Source organism: Streptomyces sp. NPDC003300 (assembly GCF_040610915.1).
Lineage (GTDB): Bacteria > Actinomycetota > Actinomycetes > Streptomycetales > Streptomycetaceae > Actinacidiphila.
Genome location: NZ_JBEXNE010000002.1, coordinates 383,469 through 404,770, shown reverse-complemented (window position 1 = coordinate 404,770; position 21,302 = coordinate 383,469). Strand labels below are relative to the sequence as shown.

General features: G+C 71.5%; 18 protein-coding genes. 6 read left to right on the top strand and 12 right to left on the bottom strand.

All coding sequences use genetic code 11. From position 1 onward, the window contains the following. The first annotated feature begins 24 nt into the window (after positions 1-24). On the top strand, positions 25-510 hold the full coding sequence (locus ABZX65_RS04300; RefSeq protein ID WP_355334378.1) for a DUF5990 family protein: 486 nt from the start codon (positions 25-27) through the stop codon (positions 508-510). 61 nt (positions 511-571) lie between these two features. Here the strand turns inward: ABZX65_RS04300 and ABZX65_RS04295 are convergent, their stop codons facing one another. Continuing rightward, positions 572-1,303 (bottom strand): serine hydrolase, encoded by a 732-nt coding sequence (locus tag ABZX65_RS04295; protein WP_355334722.1) that lies wholly within the window; start codon positions 1,301-1,303, stop codon positions 572-574. A 747-nt stretch (positions 1,304-2,050) separates the two neighbouring features. Between ABZX65_RS04295 and ABZX65_RS04290 the strand changes: the two genes are divergently transcribed. Beyond that, the gene (locus ABZX65_RS04290) at positions 2,051-4,033 is read left to right on the top strand and encodes a discoidin domain-containing protein (protein ID WP_355334376.1); all 1,983 of its coding nucleotides are present in this window, start codon (positions 2,051-2,053) and stop codon (positions 4,031-4,033) included. Positions 4,034-4,075: 42 nt separating this feature from the next. Here the strand turns inward: ABZX65_RS04290 and ABZX65_RS04285 are convergent, their stop codons facing one another. The 5 genes from ABZX65_RS04285 to ABZX65_RS04265 form a co-directional block, all read right to left on the bottom strand. Continuing rightward, positions 4,076-5,320 (bottom strand): serine hydrolase domain-containing protein, encoded by a 1,245-nt coding sequence (locus ABZX65_RS04285; RefSeq protein WP_355334373.1) that lies wholly within the window; start codon positions 5,318-5,320, stop codon positions 4,076-4,078. Between the two features lie 137 nt (positions 5,321-5,457). After that, positions 5,458-7,317: a hypothetical protein gene (locus tag ABZX65_RS04280; protein ID WP_355334371.1), complete on the bottom strand. Its 1,860-nt coding sequence runs from the start codon at positions 7,315-7,317 to the stop codon at positions 5,458-5,460. Positions 7,318-7,616: 299 nt separating this feature from the next. Further along, positions 7,617-8,279: a response regulator transcription factor gene (locus tag ABZX65_RS04275; RefSeq protein WP_355334369.1), complete on the bottom strand. Its 663-nt coding sequence runs from the start codon at positions 8,277-8,279 to the stop codon at positions 7,617-7,619. A gap of 543 nt (positions 8,280-8,822) precedes the next feature. Beyond that, positions 8,823-9,761 carry a DNA-formamidopyrimidine glycosylase family protein gene (locus tag ABZX65_RS04270; protein ID WP_355334367.1) on the bottom strand — a complete coding sequence of 313 codons (939 nt, stop codon included), beginning with the start codon at positions 9,759-9,761 and terminating at the stop codon, positions 8,823-8,825. 91 nt (positions 9,762-9,852) lie between these two features. Beyond that, the gene (locus ABZX65_RS04265; protein ID WP_355334365.1) at positions 9,853-10,644 is read right to left on the bottom strand and encodes a VOC family protein; all 792 of its coding nucleotides are present in this window, start codon (positions 10,642-10,644) and stop codon (positions 9,853-9,855) included. A 196-nt stretch (positions 10,645-10,840) separates the two neighbouring features. Between ABZX65_RS04265 and ABZX65_RS04260 the strand changes: the two genes are divergently transcribed. Then, a complete protein-coding gene (locus ABZX65_RS04260) occupies positions 10,841-11,005 on the top strand; it encodes a hypothetical protein (RefSeq protein ID WP_355334363.1) in 165 nt (54 codons plus the stop codon). Positions 11,006-11,154: 149 nt separating this feature from the next. Continuing rightward, positions 11,155-11,691, top strand: a complete 537-nt coding sequence (locus ABZX65_RS04255) for a DinB family protein (protein ID WP_355334361.1) — start codon at positions 11,155-11,157, stop codon at positions 11,689-11,691. A gap of 245 nt (positions 11,692-11,936) precedes the next feature. Here ABZX65_RS04255 and glnA read toward each other — a convergent pair whose 3' ends face one another. Continuing rightward, positions 11,937-13,346, bottom strand: a complete 1,410-nt coding sequence (gene glnA, locus ABZX65_RS04250; protein ID WP_188283233.1) for a type I glutamate--ammonia ligase — start codon at positions 13,344-13,346, stop codon at positions 11,937-11,939. A gap of 241 nt (positions 13,347-13,587) precedes the next feature. On the opposite strand from glnA, the gene ABZX65_RS04245 reads away from it, so the two are divergent. Further along, positions 13,588-14,055, top strand: a complete 468-nt coding sequence (locus ABZX65_RS04245) for an RDD family protein (RefSeq protein ID WP_188283232.1) — start codon at positions 13,588-13,590, stop codon at positions 14,053-14,055. 92 nt (positions 14,056-14,147) lie between these two features. Here the strand turns inward: ABZX65_RS04245 and ABZX65_RS04240 are convergent, their stop codons facing one another. The 4 genes from ABZX65_RS04240 to lipB all read right to left on the bottom strand — a co-directional run bounded on the left by ABZX65_RS04240 (position 14,148) and on the right by lipB (position 17,461). Then, a complete protein-coding gene (locus ABZX65_RS04240; protein WP_355334356.1) occupies positions 14,148-14,837 on the bottom strand; it encodes a DUF4191 domain-containing protein in 690 nt (229 codons plus the stop codon). 31 nt (positions 14,838-14,868) lie between these two features. Next, positions 14,869-15,075: a hypothetical protein gene (locus ABZX65_RS04235; protein ID WP_355334353.1), complete on the bottom strand. Its 207-nt coding sequence runs from the start codon at positions 15,073-15,075 to the stop codon at positions 14,869-14,871. A 322-nt stretch (positions 15,076-15,397) separates the two neighbouring features. Continuing rightward, positions 15,398-16,387, bottom strand: coding sequence for a lipoyl synthase (lipA, locus tag ABZX65_RS04230; RefSeq protein WP_355334351.1), 990 nt, complete (start codon positions 16,385-16,387; stop codon positions 15,398-15,400). Positions 16,388-16,624: 237 nt separating this feature from the next. Beyond that, positions 16,625-17,461 (bottom strand): lipoyl(octanoyl) transferase LipB, encoded by an 837-nt coding sequence (gene lipB, locus ABZX65_RS04225; RefSeq protein ID WP_355334348.1) that lies wholly within the window; start codon positions 17,459-17,461, stop codon positions 16,625-16,627. 292 nt (positions 17,462-17,753) lie between these two features. On the opposite strand from lipB, the gene ABZX65_RS04220 reads away from it, so the two are divergent. Continuing rightward, positions 17,754-19,259, top strand: coding sequence for a regulator (locus ABZX65_RS04220; protein WP_355334346.1), 1,506 nt, complete (start codon positions 17,754-17,756; stop codon positions 19,257-19,259). A 564-nt stretch (positions 19,260-19,823) separates the two neighbouring features. On the opposite strand, the gene ABZX65_RS04215 is transcribed toward ABZX65_RS04220, so the two are convergent. Beyond that, a complete protein-coding gene (locus tag ABZX65_RS04215) occupies positions 19,824-21,119 on the bottom strand; it encodes an NAD(P)/FAD-dependent oxidoreductase (RefSeq protein ID WP_355334343.1) in 1,296 nt (431 codons plus the stop codon). Positions 21,120-21,302: the final 183 nt, after the last annotated feature.

Genomic DNA, 21,302 nt, shown 5'->3' with positions numbered 1-21,302 from the left:
TGGGCGGAATGCCAGAATGACCGCATGGCCCCAGCGACGCCCGGCACCTCCACGCCCGTCACGCTCCGTATCGAAGGCACCGACCTTCCCGGTCGCGCCTGCGCCGAGGCCCCGGGCTTCCCCGGATACACGGACATCCACGTCGCCGTTCAACGGCGCGCGAAACCGGGGGAGTTGCTCGACCCGACCCCCGGCGACGCGGACCGCGCCGTATGGACGCTGGAGTGCGTCGCGCGGACGGTCGCGGACGGCGCCGAGCTGACCGGCCCGTACGTGCAGGGCGGGCCGGGCGGGCGCTTCGTCTATCTGTCCTGGGGCGGGGTCGGCGCGGACGGGTCCTTCGCGGTGTTCCGCCGCGCCAAGCTGCTGCTCGAAGCCGTCGAGCCGGACGTGCTCGCCGCCGCCGTACGGTCCGGGCGGCTCACCGGGCGCCTCGGCCTCACCGGCCCCGAGGGGCACCCGCTGTGCGCCCGCGTCGTACCGCCGGTCATCGCCTGGTCGGCGGCCTGAGCGCCGGAGTCCCGGGCACCCCTGGGCGGCTTCCTGGCTTCCTACGGGACGGGCCTTCTCCTTACGTCACGGCCTTCGCCGCCGCCTCCGCGACCCGTTCCACCAGCGCGATCCCGTCCTGCTCCGACACATGGCCGCCGGAGAGCACCGCGACCAGCAGCGTATGGCCGTCGTGCTCGACCTTCCCGATGCTGTTGACGTCCCACAGGCCGGTGGCGCTCCGCGGCAGCCAGCCGTTCTTGAGCGCGTAGTCGCCGCCGTCGGAGTCGGCGGCCGACACGCCCCACCGCTGGTCGGCGGTGACCGCGTGCATCAGGTCCGAGATGTAGTCGCGTGAGGCGGCGCTGAGCGGGGAGTCGTCGCCGTCGCCGTAGACCGCGCGCAGCAGGGTGATCTGGTCGGCGGCGGTGGTCTGGGTCAGGCCCCACAATTCGCCGCTGCCGGGGGTGGTGTGGCTCAGGCCGAGCGAGGCGTTGGCGGACGCCAGCCCCGGCCCGCCGCCGATGGCCTCCCACAGTGCGAGCGCCGCGTCGTTGTCGCTCTGCTCGATCATGTCGGTGGCCAAGTCACGCTGTTCGGAGGTCAGTTGGGTGCCCGCGCGCTGATGCCGGAGCAGCAGCGCCGCCAGGATGTCGACCTTGACGATGCTCGCGGTGTCGTACGCCGTCGTGTCGCCGCTGTCGTACGTGGCGACCGTGCTGCCGCTGTCGTCGCTGTCCCCGCCCAGTTCGGTCACGGCGACCGAGAAGTGCCCGGAGCCGGTGTCGGACAGGGCCTTGATCGCCGCGCGCAGTTCGGCCTGGGTGTCCCGCGCCGGCGTGGCCGTCGTCTTCTGCGGGGGAGCGGCCGAGGGGGAGGGCGGAGTGGTGGTCGGCGGCGTGGTGGTCGAGGGCGTGGCGGTCGAGGGCGCCTGCGCCGGGGTGAAGGGCTTCGCGGTGGTGGGGGCGGGGGAGGGGGACGCCTTGTCCGTCGCGCCGCTGGTCGCCTTTCCGTCCGCCCCGGCCCGCGCGGACGGCGACTGGATGATGGTGGCCAGCGTCAGCACCGCGATCACCGCGAGTGTCGTGGTGGACACGACGAGGGGCCGCCGGGTCCACCAGTGCGCGGCGGCCCCGCTCCCCGTCTCGTTCCCGGCATCGTCCCAGGCTGTGTCCGCGGCCACGTCTCCGGCCACGTCTCCGGCCACGTCTCCGGCCCCGCTCCCGGCGTCACCCCCAGCTCCGCCGGACGTCTGTTCGTCATCCATGCGGAGGACCGTATGAATCGTTTCTTGGATTCCGCTGAGATCCCGGTTCCAATCTTGTGAACCTTTGCGCCCATCCCGCGCGGCACCACCGAAAACCACGACAGAACGGTTCTTGCGTCATCTCTGTCAATTATTTCGCCTGCTGCGCGATCTATTGCGCTCACGTAACCCTGTCGTTACGATCCCCCGCACCAGACTTCCGGCCCCTGCCGCAGAGCACTCGCCCGAGCACTCACCCGAGTGCCCGACGGCCGCGCGGGCGGCGGGAGTTGACAGCCGATCGGAGGAGTCCAGATGGGTGTCACACGCCGGGTCTTCCTGCAAGCCGCCATAGCGGCCACTGCGGCAGGAACCCTAGGTGTCGCGGAGACCGCCGCCGCGGGCAGCGCGACAGCGGCCAGCGGGCCGGGAGACGTGGTCGGGAAGGTCACGGTCGGCTATCAGGGCTGGTTCGCCTGCATCGGCGACGGCGCCCCGATCAACGGCTGGTGGCACTGGACGCAGAACTGGGGCCAGACCCCGTCACCGTCCAACACCGGCATCAGTAGCTGGCCGGACATGCGCGAGTACACCCACACCTACCAGACGGGATACGCCGCCCTCGGCAACGGCCAGCCCGCGACGCTCTTCTCGTCCTACGACCAGCAGACCGTCGACACGCACTTCCAGTGGATGCAGCAGTACGGCATCGACACCGCCGCGCTCCAGCGCTTCAACCCCACCGGCGGCGAAGGCCCGACGCGCGACGCGATGGCCACCAAGGTGCGCAGCGCCGCGGAGTCGCACAGCCGGAAGTTCTACATCATGTACGACGTCACCGGCTGGACGAACATGCAGTCCGAGATCAAGACGGACTGGACCAACAAGATGAAGGCCCACACGGCCTCCTCGGCGTACGCGACGCAGAACGGCAAGCCGGTCGTCTGCATCTGGGGCTTCGGCTTCAACGACAACAACCACCCGTTCAGCACCGACGCCTGCATCGACGTCATCAACTGGTTCAAGGGACAGGGCTGTTACGTCATCGGCGGGGTGCCGCGCGAGTGGCGCACCGGCGGCGCGGGCACCCGCACCGGCTACTCGGACGTCTACCACGCGTTCAACATGATCTCGCCGTGGATGGTCGGCGCGATCGGCAACGCGGGCGACTCCGACAACGCCTACAACACCTACACCGTCGGCGACGAGGCCGACTGCGCCGCGCACGGCATCGACTACCAGCCGTGCGTCCTGCCCGGTGACGTCTCCGGACGGCAGCGCGCGCACGGCGACTTCATGTGGCGGCAGTTCTACAACGTCTGCCGGGCCGGGGTGCAGGGCATCTACATCTCGATGTTCGACGAGTACAACGAGGGCAACCAGATCGCCAAGACCGCCGAGTCCCAGGCGTGGACGCCCACCAACTCCGGCTTCCTGGCGCTGGACGAGGACGGTACGGCCTGCTCCTCGGACTACTACCTGCGGCTGACCGGCGACGGCGGCAAGATGCTCAAGGGCCAGATCGCCCTCACCGCGGTCCGCCCCACCCAGCCGCTGGTCTCCGGCGGCGGCGACACCGTACCGCCGACCGCGCCCGGCACGCTGCACGTCACCGGGCACACCGACACCACCGCCGCGCTGGCCTGGACCGCCTCGACCGACAACGTCGGCGTCACCGGCTACCGGATCATGCGGGTCACCGGCTCCACCAGCACCCAGGCGGGCAGCGCGGCGGGCAACGCCACGACCGCCACCGTCACCGGGCTCAGCCCGTCCACCGCCTACACCTTCACCGTCCAGGCCGTCGACGCGGCGGGCAACGTGTCCCCCGCGTCCAACCAGGTCAGCGTCACCACCGACGCGACGACCGTGCCGCCGGGCACCAACCTCGCCCTGGGCAAGGCCACTTCGGAGAGCAGCCACACCCAGGTCTACGGCTCGGGCAACGTGGTCGACGGCGACCCCAACTCGTACTGGGAGAGCAACAACAACGCCTTCCCGCAGTGGATCCAGGTCGACCTCGGCCTCACCACCACCGTCAAGCGGCTGGTGCTCAAGCTGCCGCCGCCCACCGCCTGGAGCACCCGCTCCCAGACCATCTCCGTACAGGCCGGCCCCAGCGTCCCGCTGACCACCCAGATCCCCGCGCAGAACTACACGTTCAACCCCGCGTCGGGGAACTCCGTGACGATCAACCTGCCGTCGGCGGTCACCGCGCGCTACGTGCGGTTGAACTTCACCGCCAACACCGGCTGGCCCGCCGGGCAGCTCTCCGAACTGGAGGTCTACAGCGCCTGACCGGAGTGCGACCCGCGCCGTTCGTGATGCCGTCGGCGCGGGTCACGGCGCCTGACGGTCGCACAGCGCGTCGTCGGTGAGCGCCTCCACCGCGCGATTGACCTTGTCCTGGTCGATCAGCGCGGTGGTGGTGGTCACCGACACCGTCACCGCGCGGCGGCCGTCGGCGCTCACGGCGGGCCGGGTGTACACGCCGAAACCGTCGCCCTCGTGCAGGTAGGAGACGCCGCCGCAGCTCAGCGGGACCACCCGCAGCCCGAGCCCGTAACCGCCCTGCCTGCCGGACGGCGGCACCGGCAGATCGTCGTACGGCACCGTCTCGCGCATCTCCCGCCACTGCTCGGCGGGCAGCAGTTCGCCGGTCGCGAGCGCCCGGAAGAAGGTGTTGAGGTCGCCCGGCGTGCTCACCACCCCGGAGTCCGCCGTGTGCTGGAAGCTCAGCTCGGTCGCGTCGAGCACCCCGCCGCCGGGAGCGTCCACGGTCACCCGCTCGTGCGGCCCGACCAGGAACGGATTGTCGCCGGGGATGTACGTGTGCCGCAGCCCCAGCTTCGCGATGACGCGGTGCTCGACCAACTCCCGCCAGGTGGCGCCCGATCCGCCCGTCGTCCGCTCCGCCCTGTCGTTCGCCTTCTCCGCGATCATCGCGGCCAGCAGGTAGTTGGTGTTGGAGTACGCCCACTGCCGGGCCGTACCCGCCGGTCCCGGTGTGAACAGCGGCGGGTGGCTCATCGCGACGGCGACGAGCTGCGGGGCGGGCGTCACGTCGTAGCGGTTCTCGTCGAAGTGGTGGAAGAGCCGGTCCTGGACGGACGGGTCGGCCACGTAGTCGTAGAGCCCGCTGGTCTGCCGCAGCAGGTCCCGCACCGTGATCCGCGAGCCGTCGTTGCCGTGGCCGCGCACCACGCCGGGCAGCCAGTGCTCGACGGTGTCGTCCAGCGACAGCTTGCCCTCGGCGGCCAGTTGGAGCACCACGACCGCCGTGAAGGTCTTGGTGGTGCTCGCCGCGCGGAACTCCGGCTCCCACGGGACGGGCTCCTTGGAGCCGCGTCCCGCCGTGCCGAACCGCGCCCGCAGCGGCCCGTCCGGGGTGTCGACCCGCGCCACGACATTGACCTGGCCGTCCCCCGCGGCCCGCACCGCGGCCAGGTCGCCGCGCAAGTCCCCCTGCCCGTAGTGGTGTCGGCCGCCCGAGCCGTGCGCGGGCACCGCAGCCAGCGCCGACGCGGCCAGTGCCACCGACCACGCCGCCACGATCGTGCGCTTCCCCGACAACGACACCCTCATGACGGCTCCCCGTTGGACGACCCAGCCCGCCCCGTGCGGACTGCGTCCATCCAACCCGCGCCGCGCACCATGATCGATGGAGCTGTCACCCGAACGCCCGGTGGGGACAACCCCCGGTCCGGGCCGCCGACAGCGGGTCAGCGGCGCGGGCAGATCACCAAGTGGTAGGCGGGCAGGGCGGCGACGGGCCGGTGGCAGTCGAACCGGCCGCGGATCGTGTCCGCCGCCTCGGGCGCGACCTGGCCCAGCGGGAACCAGAAGGTGTCGAGCACGGCGTAGCGCGAGGCGGGGTCGCTCAGGCAGCGCAGATTCTCGCGGTAGCTGACCTGACTGGTGATCGACCGGTCGTAGCGCGTGCGTTGGAGGAAGTCGGGCGTCGGGTAGCGGCAGTGCGTCGGGTTGCCGAGCAGATAGCCGATGTCGCCGAACGCCAGGTACGTGACGGGGGTGTCCGCGCCGATACGGTGCCGGACGCCGGTCAGCCACCGGGTCAACTCGTGCCGGGTGTCGGCGCGTTCGAGCGAGGTGAAGGTCGAGTGCCGGGTGTCGTACGAGTACGGCGTCGTCGGCCACACCGGGATCGCCAGCGCGAGGAGCAGGGCGAGGGCCGGGACGGAGCGGAGGAGGAGGCCGGGGGAGGGGGCGCGTACCGGCACCTGTCCGGGTACCCGTGCCCGTACTCGTCCCCGTACCCGTGCTCGCCCGTGCAGCGAGGCCGTGAGCAGCGTCGCCACGACGACCGCCGAGACCAGCGTGTACGCGGCCGTCTCGTGCGCGTGCCGCCAGTTCCAGGACTGCCCGGCGATCAGGGGGACGGCGACGCCGAGCAGCAGGGCCCCGGCGAGCAGCGGCAGGTCGGGGCGGCGGGCGACGGCGAGACCGCACAGGGCGGCGGCCAGCACCGGGAGCGCGGCCAGGTGGTACTGGAACCACTGCCCCTGCACCACCAGCGCGGCCAGCACGCCCGCGACCCCGGCCGCCGTCAGCAGCGGCCATGCCCAGCGGGCGGCGCGGGACGCGCTGCCGCGCGCGAGCAGCACCACGGCGGCGGGCAGCAGCGCCACCACCGGGTTCATCAGCGCCTCGGTGCCGACCGTGGTGATCAGCGCGTGCACGTCGGCGGAGTGCAGGCCGTTCTGCAAAGGGGTGTTGGGGTTCAGCGCGGACAGTTCGTTGAACCAGCGCCACTCGCGCGGCTGCACGAGGATCGCCAGCGCGAAGCCCGCGGCGGCGGCGACGGCGGCGGCTGCCGTGGTCAGCCAGCCGCGCCTCCGGTCCAGGACGAGGAGCGCGCCCAGCGGCAGCAGCGCCGTGGGCGCGGTCGTGTACTTCACGAGCACCGCGAGCGCGACCAGCACGCCGCCGAGGCCGACGGCCACCCAGGCGCGGCGCGGCGCGAGCGCGGCGGCGAGACCGGCCACCGCGCACAGCACGGCCACCCACTCCGGCTGGAGGAAGTCCCAGGCGGGCGCGAAGAGCAGCGCGAGCCCCACGGCTCCCGCCACCGCGTTCGCCTCGCGGCGCGGCAGGTGGCGGGCGAGGCCCTGGCGCAGCCACCACACGACGGCCGCCGCGACGACGATCACCAGCAGCCGTATCGACGCCTCGCGCACGGCGACCGGCCCGGCGGTGAGGTGGTCGAGCCACGACAGCGGCCAGCGGTACGCGAGCGGCCGGTGCACGAAGGTGCCGGACGCCGGAATCCCGCCGCGCCCGCTCGCCCGCATGCCGCCGAGGACGTACCGCACGTCGTGGTTGAGCCCGCTCCAGCACATGGCGGCGACGGCGGCGAGGCCGAGGAGGGCCGCGGCGAGGCGGACGGGGAGGGGGTACGGGGTGGTCGTGCGGTCGCGGTCGCGGTCGTGGTCGCCTTCGCCGGGGCCGTGGGGCGTCGGGACCGCTTCCGGGCGGGCGTCCAGGCCCGGCGCCCGGTCGGTTCCGGGGGCCGGCCGCGCGGAGGTCCCGGCGCCGTCGTCGATGTCGGGAACGGAGGTCACGGCCGCTGACACTAGCCGCGCGCCCGCGCGGTACGGCGGGGTTGGCCGCCTCGTACGCCGAATGTTCAACGGAATTTACGCGGGTGTTCGCGGCGGGCGCGTGAGGTGAGCCGTTGGGGCCTGCGGCCGGGCGAGGTGGGCGCGTGCGGCCGCCGCTCGTTTGGTTGGTGCCGGTGCCGGTGCTGGTGCCGTCTCCGCTCGTACGGCCCGCGCCCGCGCCGCCTGTGGCCGTGGCGCCGCCCGCGCCCGTACGGCCCCTGTCCGTACGGGCTCACGTCTCACGCGGGCGGGCGCAGCCGTCAGTTCGCGGTGTCCGCCAGCGTCGCCTCGTCGACCAGCCCCATCCTGATCGCCTTGACGACGGCGCTGGTCCGGTTCGTGGCGTCGAGCTTCAGCAGGACGCTGCTCACCAGCCGTTTGGCGCCGTGCTCGGAGATCAACAGGCGCCTGCCGATCTGCTTGTTGCTCAGGCCGCGCACCAGCAGCACCAGCGTCTCGTTCTCACGTGACGTCAGCGCCCCGCGCCGCTTCACCGGGGCCGCTGCCGCCGCCTGTTGGATGAGGCTGCGGCCCAGCTCCACCGGAATCGCCATCTCCCCGGCCGCCAACTGGTCGAGAGCGCGGGCCATTCCGGCCGCCGACAGGTCCTGCCGGATCAGATAACCGTCGGCGGGCAGCCCCGCCAGGTCTCCCGTCTGATGCTGCTCGATCACCAACAGCAGCCGTGGTGACGGGTTCTCGCCCCCGGCGGCCCCGACCCTTCCGGTCGCCCCGGCGCTCCCGGCTTCCCCGACGACCGTCCACAGCCGCCGGTTGGTCGCGGTCAACACCGCCACATCGGGGGCGTGTTCGCGCACCCTGCCGATGAAGTCGAACTCGTTCGCCGCGAAGTACGTCTCCACGCCGGTCGCGAGACCCGACATGATCGCCTGCACCCCGAGGCGCAGGATCTGGTCCTCCATGAACAACACCACGCGGAGCCGCGCGGGAAACGGCATGCGACGCGAATGGTGGAGAATTTCCGAAGTCATAAATCCGCCCGTGTCTCTTCCGAGTAAGAACCACATCGGCGGCCTGCCCCCGAGCGGGCGCCTTTCCACAACGCGACGCCACCCCGATTGGCCGAAAAGGGCCAACGAGGGCGACTGCGGGAGCACTTACGGGCCTGAGCGTTCCCCATCGCGTTCGATCACACCTGGTACTCCCCTGGTATCCACCTGGCATGGCAGGAGCCCACACCCGGTAGCAGGTGATCACATTTTTGCCTCATTACGCTACCAACGGTTAACGTCACCGGTCAACCAACTCGGAACCCCTGCGTCCGCCGAACCGGAGCGGGGCGTACCGCACTTGAGCGGGCGAGACCTCGACGCGGGCCCATGCGGCGCCAGTTGACCGGCCGCTTGGGCAGCCGCGCGGGCAAGCGCTTGAGCGCCTGCCTGAGCGCCTGCCTGAGCGGCTGCCTGAGCGACTGGTGGAGTGATCGCGCGAGCTCACGTGTGCGCCTACTTGAGCAGCCGGGACATCCGCCGGTCGGCCAGCGGCTTGCCACCCGTCTGGCACGTCGGGCAGTACTGCATCGCCGAGTTGCTGAAGGACACCTCGCGGATCGTGTCCCCGCACACCGGACACGGCTCGCCCTTGCGCCCGTGCACCCGCAGCCCGCTCTTCTTCTCCGACTTCAGATCGCGCAGCGGCAGCCCGCGCGACCGCTCGACGGCGTCGGCCAGCGTCGTACCGACCGCGTCGTAGAGCGTGGCCACCTCGTCCTCGGTGAGCGTGGCGGCCAGCTTGTACGGCGACATGCGCGCCGCGTGCAGGATCTCGTCGGAGTACGCGTTCCCGATCCCGGCGATCACGCTCTGGTCGCGCAGTACGCCCTTGATCTGGCTGCGCTTGCCCGCCAGCAGTTCGGTGAAGGCCGCGAGGGTGAAGTCGGCGGCGAAGGGGTCGGGGCCGAGGCGCGCGACGCCCGGAACGTCCAGCGGGTCCCGTACGACGTAGACCGCGAGGCCCTTCTGGGTGCCGGCCTCGGTGACGTCGAAGCCGGTTCCCTCGCCACCGGTCGTTCCGGCCGTGCTTCCGGCGTCGCTTTCGGTGTCGCTTCCGGCCCCGTCCCCGTTTCCCGCTACCGGGGTGAGCCGTACGCGCAGTGCCAGCGGTCCCTTGCCGGGGCGCGGCGGCGCGTCCGCCATCTTCTCCGTCCACCGCACCCACCCGGCCCGCGCCAGGTGGACCACGAGGTGCAGCTCCCCGGCCGTGAGGTCGAGGAATTTGCCGTGCCGCCCCACGGCGTCGAAGGTCCGCCCCTCCAGCGCTCCGATCGGCGGGTCGTACGTCTTGAGCGCGTGCACGGCGACCGGGTACACCCGCTCGACCGTACGGCCGACCAGCTGCTCGGCCAGGAACCTGCTCAGGGACTCGACCTCCGGCAATTCAGGCATACCCCCAGTCTGCCCTGCCGCCGCCCGACCCGCCCCGGACAGACCGCCGCCCCGGGGCGTACGGCCCCGGGGCGGCGCGGGACAGCCGGGATCAGGCGGGCTGGAGTACGGCGAAGGTCGCGCCCGAGGGGTCGGCGAACCAGGCGATCCGGCCGATGCCCGGCACGTCCACGGTCGGCACCAGCACCGTCCCGCCCGCGCCCTGGACGCGGGTGACGATGTCGTCCGCGTCCGCCACGTCGAAGTACGGCACCCAGCGCGGGCTCACACCCTCCTGCGCGGCCGTGATGCCGCCGAAGGCCGTGTTCCCCTGGTCGCCCTCCGAGGTCGAGACGAACGTGTACGGCGCGTCACCCACCTGCGTGTCCGCCCCCCGCCAGCCGAACAGCCCGCGGTAGAACTCCAGCGCCGCGGCCGGGTCCGCCGTCTGGAGCTCGACCCACCCCAGCGACCCGTACACCGACGTGGTCTCCAGCCCCTTCAGGGCCTTCGGCTGGAAGAGCGCGAATTCCGCCCCGCCCGGATCGGTGACCGCCGCCATCCGCGCCGCGTCCCGCGCGTCGAACGGCTCGGCCCGCACCGCCCCACCGGCCTGCGCGACCGCCTTCGCGGTGGCCTCCACGTCCGGCGTCTCGAAGTACACCGTCCACGCCGGGGTCGCCCCCTCGTCCACCAGCGGCCCCAGCGCCGCCACGATCTTCCCGTCCTTCTGCAAGGTCCCGTAACTCCCGGCGTCAGGCCCCGCCGGGTGGAACGTCCAGTCGAACACCGCCCCGTAGAAACCGGCCGCGGCCACCGTGTCCTTCGCCGCGATGTCGATCCATGTGGCCGATCCGAGAATGGAATCCGTGGTGAGCATGCTGACGTGCCTGCCTTCCGTCATCAGTTCAAACCCATGGGCCAGAAGCCCCACCCCATTGTATACACGGTATACACCCCCTCGCCCGCCTTCCCCCCAACCCCACCCCGCCGCCACGGACCGTGTCCGGCGGCGTGGGGAGCCCCCTACGAAGCGTCTCCCGCGGATCGGAGGCGGCCTTGGTCGGTATCAACCTCGTCGTCGCGGACATGCGAAGGTCATGACGGATGAGCCGGGCACCACCCCCGCCGAGGACAAGACGCTCTACCAGAGGGAGACCCTGGAGGACGAGGTGATGGACGAGGTACTGGCCTCATACAGCGAAGCCGTCGACGAGAAGAGGCCGCCGACGCCCAGCGAAACAGCGGACACGGACGCGGACTGAGCCTTCCGCCGGTCTCGCGGTGGAGATCGGCGGCGCGCTCCTGGCCGCCTCTCCTCGAATCGCGGGCGGGCGATGAGTTCCGGCACGCGGTGAGGTCTTCCTGGGGACGTACGAACTCGGCCGAGCACGACCGGTAGGGAGACCCCAGCGTGAGCGACATCGTGGTGCAGAACATCGTCCGGCCCGACCGCGTGCTGTCAGGCTCCTGGCTGGAGGTGATCGCCTCGAATCTCGACTACCACCGGGCGACCTTCCTGTGGAAGTGCGAGGGCCTCTCGGACGCCCAACTGCGTCAACGCCCCCTGCGATCCTCGGCGTTGACGCTGCTGGGACTCATGCGCCACCTGCAAGGAGTCGAACGTGCCTGGTTCCAGCGGACGTTGGCCGACACCGTGCCTCGCTTCTTCCCCTACCGGACCTACACCACCCCCGACGGCGACGAGTGGTACGACGAGTCGGACGCCACGTCCGCCGAGGACGTCTACGAGGACTACCTGACGTCGTGCGAGGAGTCGCGGCAGCTCTTCACGAAGGTGACCGCCGACCTCACCCGCATCATGCCGAACCCGGAATTCGGCGCCGCCGACGTGCGCTTCGTCCTCGAGCACGTGATCGAGGAGTACGCCCGCCACCTCGGCCACGCCGATCTCCTCCGCGAGGCCATCGACGGCGCCACCGGCGAATAACCGACGCCCCTCGCGCACACCACCATCAGCAGAATCCGCCCGGCCGACCACGGCCACGGGCGGCGCGGCCCGATGCCCACGCGGACGTCATCCTCGCAGCCACCTGGCCTTCTCCGGCCTGACGGGAGCTGTCCCGGGGATCGATCCCACCGCCGACGCGAGGGAGCCCCGCCACGCTCCGGGAGGGAGGTGGCGGGGCTCCGGTACATCTGGTGGGGGTTGCCGCACGGGGCGTAACCCCGGGCTTAGATGTCGAAGTACAGCTCGAACTCGTGGGGGTGCGGGCGGAGCTGGATCGGGGCGATTTCGGCGGTGCGCTTGTAGTCGATCCAGGTGTCGATCAGGTCGGAGGTGAAGACGCCGCCGGCCTGGAGGTACTCGTTGTCGGCCTCGAGGGCGTCGAGGACGGCGGGGAGGGAGGTGGGGACCTGGGGGACGCCCGCGTGCTCCTCGGGGGCGAGCTCGTAGAGGTCCTTGTCAATCGGCTCGGCGGGCTCGATCTTGTTCTTGACGCCGTCGAGGCCCGCGAGGAGGAGGGCGGAGAAGGCGAGGTACGGGTTCGAGGACGGGTCCGGGGCGCGGAACTCGACGCGCTTGGCCTTCGGGTTGGAACCCGTGATCGGGATGCGCATCGCGGCGGACCGGTTGCGCTGCGAGTAGACCAGGTTGACCGGGGCCTCGAAGCCGGGGACCAGGCGGTGGTACGAGTTCACCGTCGGGTTGGTGAAGGCGAGCAGCGACGGCGCGTGCTTGAGGATGCCGCCGATGTAGTAGCGGGCGATGTCGGACAGGCCCGCGTAACCCTGCTCGTCGTAGAAGAGCGGCGTGCCGCCCTGCCACAGCGACTGGTGGACGTGCATGCCGGAGCCGTTGTCACCGAAGATCGGCTTGGGCATGAAGGTCGCGGTCTTGTTGTTGCGCCACGCGACGTTCTTCACGATGTACTTGAAGAGCATCAGGTCGTCGGCCGCGGCGAGCAGCGTGTTGAACTTGTAGTTGATCTCCGCCTGGCCCGCGGTGCCCACCTCGTGGTGCTGGCGCTCGACCTGGAGGCCGGAGGCCTCCAACTGGAGGGAGATCTCGGCGCGCAGGTCGGCGAAGTGGTCGACCGGCGGGGCCGGGAAGTAGCCGCCCTTGTAACGGACCTTGTAGCCGCGGTTGTCCTCGACCGCACCGGTGTTCCAGGCCGCGGCCTCGGAGTCGATGTGGTAGAAGGACTCGTTCGCCGACGTCTGGAAGCGGACGCTGTCGAAGACGTAGAACTCGGCCTCGGGGCCGAAGTACGCGGTGTCGGCGACGCCGGTGGAGGCGAGGTACGCCTCGGCCTTCTTCGCCACGTTCCGCGGGTCACGGCTGTACGCCTCGCCGGTGATCGGGTCGTGGATGAAGAAGTTGATGTTGAGCGTCTTGTCCCGGCGGAACGGGTCCACGCGGGCCGTCGAGAGGTCGGCGCGCAGCGCCATGTCCGACTCGTGGATGGCCTGGAAGCCGCGGATCGACGAGCCGTCGAAAGCAAGCTCATCGGTCGGGTCGAACGTCGAGACCGGGACCGTGAAGTGCTGCATGACGCCGGGCAGGTCACAGAACCGGACGTCGACGAACTTGACGTCCTCGTCCGTAATGAACCGGTTGACGTCGTCGGCGTTCTGGAACATCCCACTCCTCCTAGGCCCGGCCCCACGGGTCGGGTTGACAACTCGAGGCGCGCCAGTGCGGTGGCGCACACTGCCCCGACCATAGGGATCAGGGATTTCTCCAGCATGACCCATTTGTTTCCGAGGCGTTAACCGCGACGCCGGGGCGGCACCCGGGCAGCGCCGTACGGGTGGGCGTCCGGAAGGCCCCCTCCGCGACCGCGCTGTAGGGCCGCGGACGGCGCCGGGTTACCGTGGTCGGGTGGACAACAGGGATGCAATCGGATCGTGGCTGTCGGGCCCGGGTGCCGCCGCCGAGCAGATGGGCGTGGAGTTCGGCTACCGCGGGCAGCGCCTCGGACTGCCGGAGAACGGGCCGGGTTCCATCGCGCCGGTGGGGCGCCGCGTCGTGGCGCTCTTCATCGACTGGTTCCTCTGCCTGCTGATCGCATACGGCCTGATCGCGCACCGTGACGCCGGCAAGTCCAATACCTGGACACTCGTCGTCTTCGGCGTGGTCAGCGTCGTCCTGCTGCTGACCGTCGGCACCACCTTGGGCAAGCGGCTGATGGGCCTGCGCGTCGTACGCCTCGACGGCGGCCGTCTGGGAGCCGTCGCCGTCGTCATCCGTACGGCGCTGCTGCTGCTCGTCGTCCCCGCCGTCATCTGGGACCGCGACACCCGCGGCCTGCACGACAAGGCCGCCAAGTCCGTACAGGTACGGATCTGACCCAGCCGGGACGCAGAAGAAGGCACAGAAAAGGGGGTCCGGGGACAGCGTCCCCGGACCCCCTTCGTACAACGACCTCCGAGCCCGACCGCCTAGCGGCCCTTCGGCATCCGCATCCCCTTGGGCATCGGGCCCTTCGGGATCGGCATGTTGCTCATCAGATCCCCGAGCGCCCGCAGCCGGTCGTTCACCTCGGTCGTCTTCGGGCCGGACAGCACGCGCGGCAGCTTCAGCAGCGTGGTGCGCACCTTCTTCAGCGACAGCTCGTCCGGGCCGTTGCCGACGATGAAGTCGTGCACCGGCACGTCGAAGACGACCCGGTTGACCTTCTTCTTCTCGGCGGCCAGCAGGCCCTTCACGCGGTTCGGGTTGCCTTCACCGATCAGGACGACACCGGCCTTGCCGACGGCGCGGTGCACCACGTCCTGGCTCTTGTTCATCGCGACGGCCGGGGTGACGGTCCAGCCGCGTCCGACATTCTGCAGAACGGCCGCGGCGGCGCCCGGCTTGCCTTCGAGCTGCCCGAACGCGGCCTTCTCGGCCCGGCGGCCGAAGATGACCGCCATCGCGAGGAAGGCCAGCAGGAAGCCAAGGATGCCTGCGTAGATGGGGTGACCGATCAAGAAGCCGAGGGCGAGGATGACACCGAAGGTGACGATTCCCACAGCCGCAACGACAAGCCCGACCTTGGGGTCGGCCTGCCTGGTCATCTTGTAGGTCTGGACGATCTGCTTCAGTCGTCCAGAATTCTCGGGGTTCTCGGGTGTTTCCTTCCTCGCCATGCCGCTCAGGATACGCGAGGGGGGTGCCCGCTCAGTCGTTGAGGGCGCTTCCCCGTGCGGCGCTCACAAGGGCGTCCATCTCGTGCTGCGCCTCCCGCCGGTCCCGGGCCCTGCGGCGGTCCTCGACGACGGCTGCCCAGGCGTTACGGCGGGCTGTCTGCTGCCCGCCGCGCAGCAGAAAGGACTCCACGGCGCGCAGCGCCACGGCCGGACGGATGTGCACGGACTCGGACGGCATGGCGTCCCCCTCATATGCGGCTGAGAGCTGAGAGTAGGAAGGTGCGGGCGGTACGTGATGACGCGCGTGGTGCGGGCAGCGCCGGTGACTCGAAGAGCCCCGTGCGTGACACCAGGGTCGCCACAACGTGTTACCAGTCGGTGACCACTCGGTCAATCTCGCATGAAAGCCTCACTCCGGCAGCACGGCGCCCCGCCAGGTCACTCGCCCGGCGGGGCGTCGTCGGCGGTGAGCGGACTCACACGACGAGGGTCGGAACCGAGAGTCGGAACGGGGCCATGACGGGGGTCACGGCCGGGGCCATGACGGGGTCACGGCCGGGTCATACGGAGGGCGCCGCCACCGGGCCCACGGCCAGCCGCTCGCCCTCCCGCAGCCGCTTGTCCACGGCCTGCTGGAAGAGCCGTCCGGCGCGGTACGAGGAACGGACCAGCGGTCCGGACATGACGCCCGCGTAGCCGATCTCCTCGGCCTCCTCCTTCAGCTCCACGAACTCCGCGGGCTTCACCCAGCGCTCCACCGGGTGGTGCCGCACGGACGGCCGCAGGTACTGCGTGATGGTGATCAGCTCGCAGCCCGCGTCGTGCAGGTCCTGGAGCGCCTGGCTGATCTCCTCGCGCTCCTCGCCCATGCCCAGGATCAGGTTGGACTTGGTGACCAGACCGGCCTCGCGGGCGCGGGTGATCACTTCGAGCGAGCGCTCGTAGCGGAAGCCGGGACGGATCCGCTTGAAGATCCGCGGCACCGTCTCGACGTTGTGCGCGAGCACCTCGGGGCGGGAGCCGAAGACCTCGGCGAGCTGCGCGGGCTCGGCGTTGAAGTCGGGGATGAGCAGCTCGACCTTGGTGTGGCCGCCCTCGCGCGCCGCCGTCATGGCGTGGATCTGCCGGACGGTCTCCGCGTACAGCCAGGAGCCGCCGTCCTCCAGGTCGTCGCGGGCGACGCCGGTGATCGTGGCGTAGTTGAGGTCCATCGTGACGACGGACTCGCCGACGCGGCGCGGCTCGTCACGGTCGAGCGCCTGCGGCTTGCCGGTGTCGATCTGGCAGAAGTCGCAGCGCCGCGTGCACTGGTCGCCGCCAATGAGGAAGGTCGCTTCGCGGTCCTCCCAGCATTCGTAGATGTTGGGACAGCCGGCCTCCTGGCACACCGTGTGCAGCCCCTCGCTCTTCACGAGTTTCTGCATCTGGGTGTACTCGGGGCCCATCTTGGCGCGGGTCTTGATCCACTCGGGCTTGCGCTCGATGGGGGTCTGGCTGTTGCGGACCTCCAGGCGCAGCATCTTGCGTCCGTCGGGTGCGACTGCGGACACGACCGGCTCCCTAAAGCTTCGATTCTTCGGCGAACACCAGAGTACGCCCGTGATTCGTACGGCTTGATCCGTGCGGCTTCCTCTGGAAGCAACCAGCCGTGTCGTAGCCGCATTCCCGGCCGGATACCTGCTACCGCCGAGGCCCGGCGGTACGGCCACCGGCCCCGGCCGTCAGCCCCCGGTCGTACGGCCGGCGATACGGCCCGTGAGCCCCCGTCGTACGGCCCACCGCCCCGGCTATACGGCCCGCGGCAGCGGTACGACCGCGCCCAGGACGTCCGCCAGGTGCCGTTCCAGCACCGGCAGCACCTCGGTGACGCCGATGTCGCGGCCCAGTTCGTTGGAGAGCGAGGTGACGCCCGCGTCGCGGATGCCGCAGGGCACGATCCGGTCGAACCAGGTGTTGTCCGGGTCGCAGTTCATCGCGAAGCCGTGCATCGTCACGCCCTTGGCGACGCGGATGCCGATCGCGGCGAGCTTGCGGTCCTCGCGGCGCTGCCCGGCGTTGGAGGGCGCGTACTCGGGGCCGTTCAGCCGCGGGTCGAACTCGCTGTCCTCGCCCCCCTTCGACGAGGAGCCCGCTCCCACCCGCGGGTCGAGGTCGAGGGTCAGGCCGTTGACCGCCGGGCGGTCCGCCACCGGGTCACCGAGCACCCACACCCCGCTGCGGCCCTCCACGCGCGTGGTCTCCAGACCGAATTCGGCGCAGGTACGGATCAGCGCCTCTTCCAGGCGGCGTACGTGCGCGACCACGTCGACCGGGCGCGGCAGCTTCAGGATCGGGTAGCCGACGAGCTGGCCGGGGCCGTGCCAGGTGATCTTGCCGCCGCGGTCCACGTCGACCACGGGGGTGCCGTCCAGGGGGCGCTCGCTGTCGGTCGTACGGCGTCCCGCCGTGTAGACCGGCGGGTGTTCGAGGAGCAGGCAGGTGTCGGGGATCTCGTCCTCCACGCGTGCGGCGTGCACCCGGCGCTGTTCCTGCCACGCCTCGGTGTACTCGACGGCGTCGGCCCCGAACCCCAGGTGGACGAAGCGCAGCTCGTCCGTCCGCGCGGCGTCCTGCGGAAACCCCATGACCACTCCTCTGCGTACCCGGCGGTGCTCGTTTCGCGCCTCTGCCACTGTACGGCGGCGGGTCCGTGGGGCCCGAGCGGGGCCGAAGCTTCCCGTCCTGTGGGGGCGGGGCTTGAGAACGGCGCCATAGCACGGTGCCTCCGACCGACCGGGGCGGTTTACCGACCCTTGAGAGTCCTTATCGCCCATTCGGGCGAATAACGAGGTCTTACGGTGAGCTTCCCGGTACCGACCGTTACATTCACGCCGTTCCGGTTACCTCCCCAGTCCCAGGAAGTGGACCGCACTGCCGATGACGGACCGTTCCACGCAGCGAACCCCGACCCGTCCCAACAGCAGACTCGCCTCGTTGATCGCGGAGGCAGGCTTCTCCAACGCGGGGCTCGCCCGCCGGGTCGACCAGCTCGGCATAGAGCACGGCCTCGACCTGCGGTACGACAAGACCTCGGTGACCCGCTGGCTGCGCGGCCAGCAGCCACGCGGCACCACACCCGCGCTGATCGCCGAGGTCTTCACCCAACGGCTCGGCCGCCGGCTCTCCGCCCAGGACCTCGGGCTCGACGCGTGCGCGCCGGTCTACGCGGGCCTCGAATTCGCCGGGTCGCCCGACGAGGCGGTGGACATCGTCAGCGGCCTGTGGCGCAAGGACACCGGCAACCAGACGGAGCTGCGGAAGATCGCCTTCACCGCGGCCGGGCTCGTCGTGCCCAGCCGCGACTGGCTGATCGGCCGCGCCGACGAGAGAGTCGCGCGGGGCGCCGACGCCACGCCGGTACGGGTGCCCGCGCAGAGCCGCGGCCCCGGCCCCCTGGGGCTCCCGCCGTCCGCCGCGCCCGGACCCGCGCCGGGGCCGGGGCTCGCGGCCAAGGCCGGGCCGCCCCGCGCCAAGGTCGGGGCCGGTGACATCGCCGCCCTGCGCGCCGTCGGCGACCTCTTCCGGGGGCTCGACCACGCGTACGGCGGCGGCCACGCCCGCCAGGCCCTCGTCCGTTACCTGGAGCACGAGGCCGAGCCGATGCTGCGCGGCAGTTACGGCGAGGCACTCGGCCGCCGCCTGTTCTCCTCCGTCGCCGACCTCACCCGGCTCGCCGGATGGACGTCGTACGACATCGGCGCGCATGGGCTCGCGCAGCGCTACTTCGTCCAGGCGCTACGGCTCTCGCAGGCCGCGGGAGACCGGGTCTACGGCGGCTACGTGCTCGTCACCATGAGCCGCCAGGCCGTCTACCTCGGGCACGGCCGCGAGGCCGTCCAGCTCGCCCGGGTCGCCCAGCAGGGCGTCGGCTCCGGCGCGCCCGCCGTCGTCCAGGCCCTGCTGCACAGTGCCGAGGCCCGCGGGCACGGGCTGCTCGGTGAGATCCGCGCGTGTTCCGCGGCGCTCGCGCGGGCCGAACGCTCGCTCGGGGCGGCCCGCTCCGGTGACGAGGTGCCCTCCTGGGCGCGCTTCTTCGACGAGGCCCAGCTCGCCGACGAGTTCGGGCACTGCCACCGGGACCTCCAACTGCACCGGGCCGCCGCGCAGCACGCCGAGCGCTCCCTCCAGCTCCGTGCCCCCGCGTACGCCCGCAGCCGGCTCTTCTGCCGCACCGTGCTCGCTTCCGCTCGCCTCGGGCTCGGGGAGGTGGACGTCGCCTGTGCTCTCGGCATCGAGGTCATGCAGCAGGCCACCGAGATGCGGTCGGCTCGCGCCGTCGAGTACGTGCGGGACTTCGGGCGGCGCCTTGAGCCGTATCGCGATGCCGCGGCCGTTCGCGCCTTTCGCGACCGCGCCGTCGCCTTGGGGCTGGTCGCCCCATGACGACCTCCGGTCACGGTCCCTTACCCACCTCCCGCAAGTGGGTCCCCCCCCCAGGGGCGCGGTCCCCTGACGTTCCCCCCGCCCGCCGGGGCGGTTCGGTGGTGTTCGGTCCACCGGGCCGGTGGTGGGTTGCTCGCGCAGTTCCTCGCGCCCCTGGCGGGGCGACTGTCTTTCGGCCGGGCGGTGAGCCGATCCTTTTAGGGGCGCGGGGAACTGCGCGCTCAGCCACGATGCTCCTGCGGGTCACCACCGGCCCCGGCGGGGCAGCTCGGCGGTGTTCGGTCCACCGGGCCGGTGGTGGGTTGCTCGCGCAGTTCCTCGCGCCCCTGACGGGGCGCACCGTCTTTCGTCCAGACCGCAGGTCACCACCGGTCCCGGTGGGGTGGTTCGGTGGTTCTTCGGGCCACCAGCCGGTGGTGGGTTGCTCGCGCAGTTCCTCGCGCCCCTGGCGGGGCGACTGTCTTTCGGCCGGGCGGCGAGCCGATCTTTTCAGGGGCGCGGGGAAGTGCGCGCTCGGCCACCGACGGTGGCGCGGGCGAAGAACCGGCCCCGATGGGGCAGGGGCTAGGCGGCCTGGGGGGTGGGGGTGTCGGCGGGGTGGGGGACGGCGTCGCGGAGGATGCTGTGGGCGGCGCGGCGGGCGGAGAGAAGGGCGCCCTGGGGCGTGCTGGTGGTGCGGTGGGCACCGCAGATGTAGAGCCCGTCGAGGAGCCGGGCGGGACGCCGCAAATCGTGGGGCGCGGGCATGGCCGGCACGGCCTCGGGATCGTTGTGGACGGCGAGCAGCTCCCACGCGTCGGTGGAGGTCTCGTACAGCTCGGCGAGGTGAGCGCGGACGGTCTTGTCGCCCGCCCCGTCGGGCGGCGGCCCGAGGACGACGGACGTGACGAGGGCGCGCCCGGCCGGCGCCCGGCTCGGGTCGATCTCACTGACCGGGAGAGTGTGCGAGACGGGCCCCATGCGGTCGGCGTCGAGGACGAGCACCGGCTCGCGTACGGGTGGGACGGGCGCCGCGTGGTGCAGGACGGTGACCTCGTGGAAGGACGGCACCCGCAGCCCCGGCAGGAGTTCGGCCGCGGCCCGCGCCCCGGTGGCCACCAGCACGGCCCGGCAGGGCAGTTCGGTGCCGTCCTCGGTCTGCACGCAGTTGACGGCGACCCGCACCGCGCGCGTGCCGAGCCGTACCGCGCCCGGCGGGAGCCCCGCGGCGAGCCGCCGCGGTACGGACGCCGCGCCCGTCGCGGGCAGGCACGTACGGCCGCGGGCGAAGCCGCGCAGTACCAAGTCGGCGCAGCGGCTGGAGGTTTGCAGCTCCGGGTCGCACAACAGGGCGGCCAGCAGCGGCCGTACGAAGCCCTCGACGGTCCGCGGCGCGAAACCGCGTGCGCTCAGCGCCCGCGCGGCGGTCGTCTCGGGGCGGCTGGCGAGCCGTGAGGCGGGCGTCGCGGCAAGGCGGTTGAGGGTGGTGCCGAGCCGGGCCCGGTCCAGCGTGGAGCCGATCGGGGCACGGGCCGAGCCGCGAACGGTACGGGAGCCGCGCGCGTCACCGACCCGGTAACCGCGCCCGTCGGCTCTGACCAGGGCGCCGGGCGCGAGCGGCGCCAGCGGCAGCCCCCGCAGCCCCGGCGTGCGGCGCAGTTCCGGATAGGACGTGTTGAGCAGGTGAGCGCCGCGGTCGAGCCGGAAGCCGTCCACCACGTCGGTGGCCATGCGGCCGCCGACGTGGTCGGCGGCCTCCAGGACGGTGACCGACAGGCCGCCGCCGATGAGTTGATGCGCGGCGGACAGCCCGGATATGCCTGCGCCGATCACGACGACGTCCACGATTCCCGCGACGTCACGGCGTGCTGGTGAGAGCACTGTGCCCCTCCCCGAGGTCGGGTTCGAATCCCCGCTCACGTCGGCGTCACGCCCGAGGCGTCGCAGAACGCTGGTAAAGGTCATGCCCTCATCAAAGCCATCTGATGCCGGGGCAACCCGCCGATTCCAGCCCTTATCCAGCGCTTTTCGGCACCCCCGGCCGAATGTCTCCGGCCCGGTCAC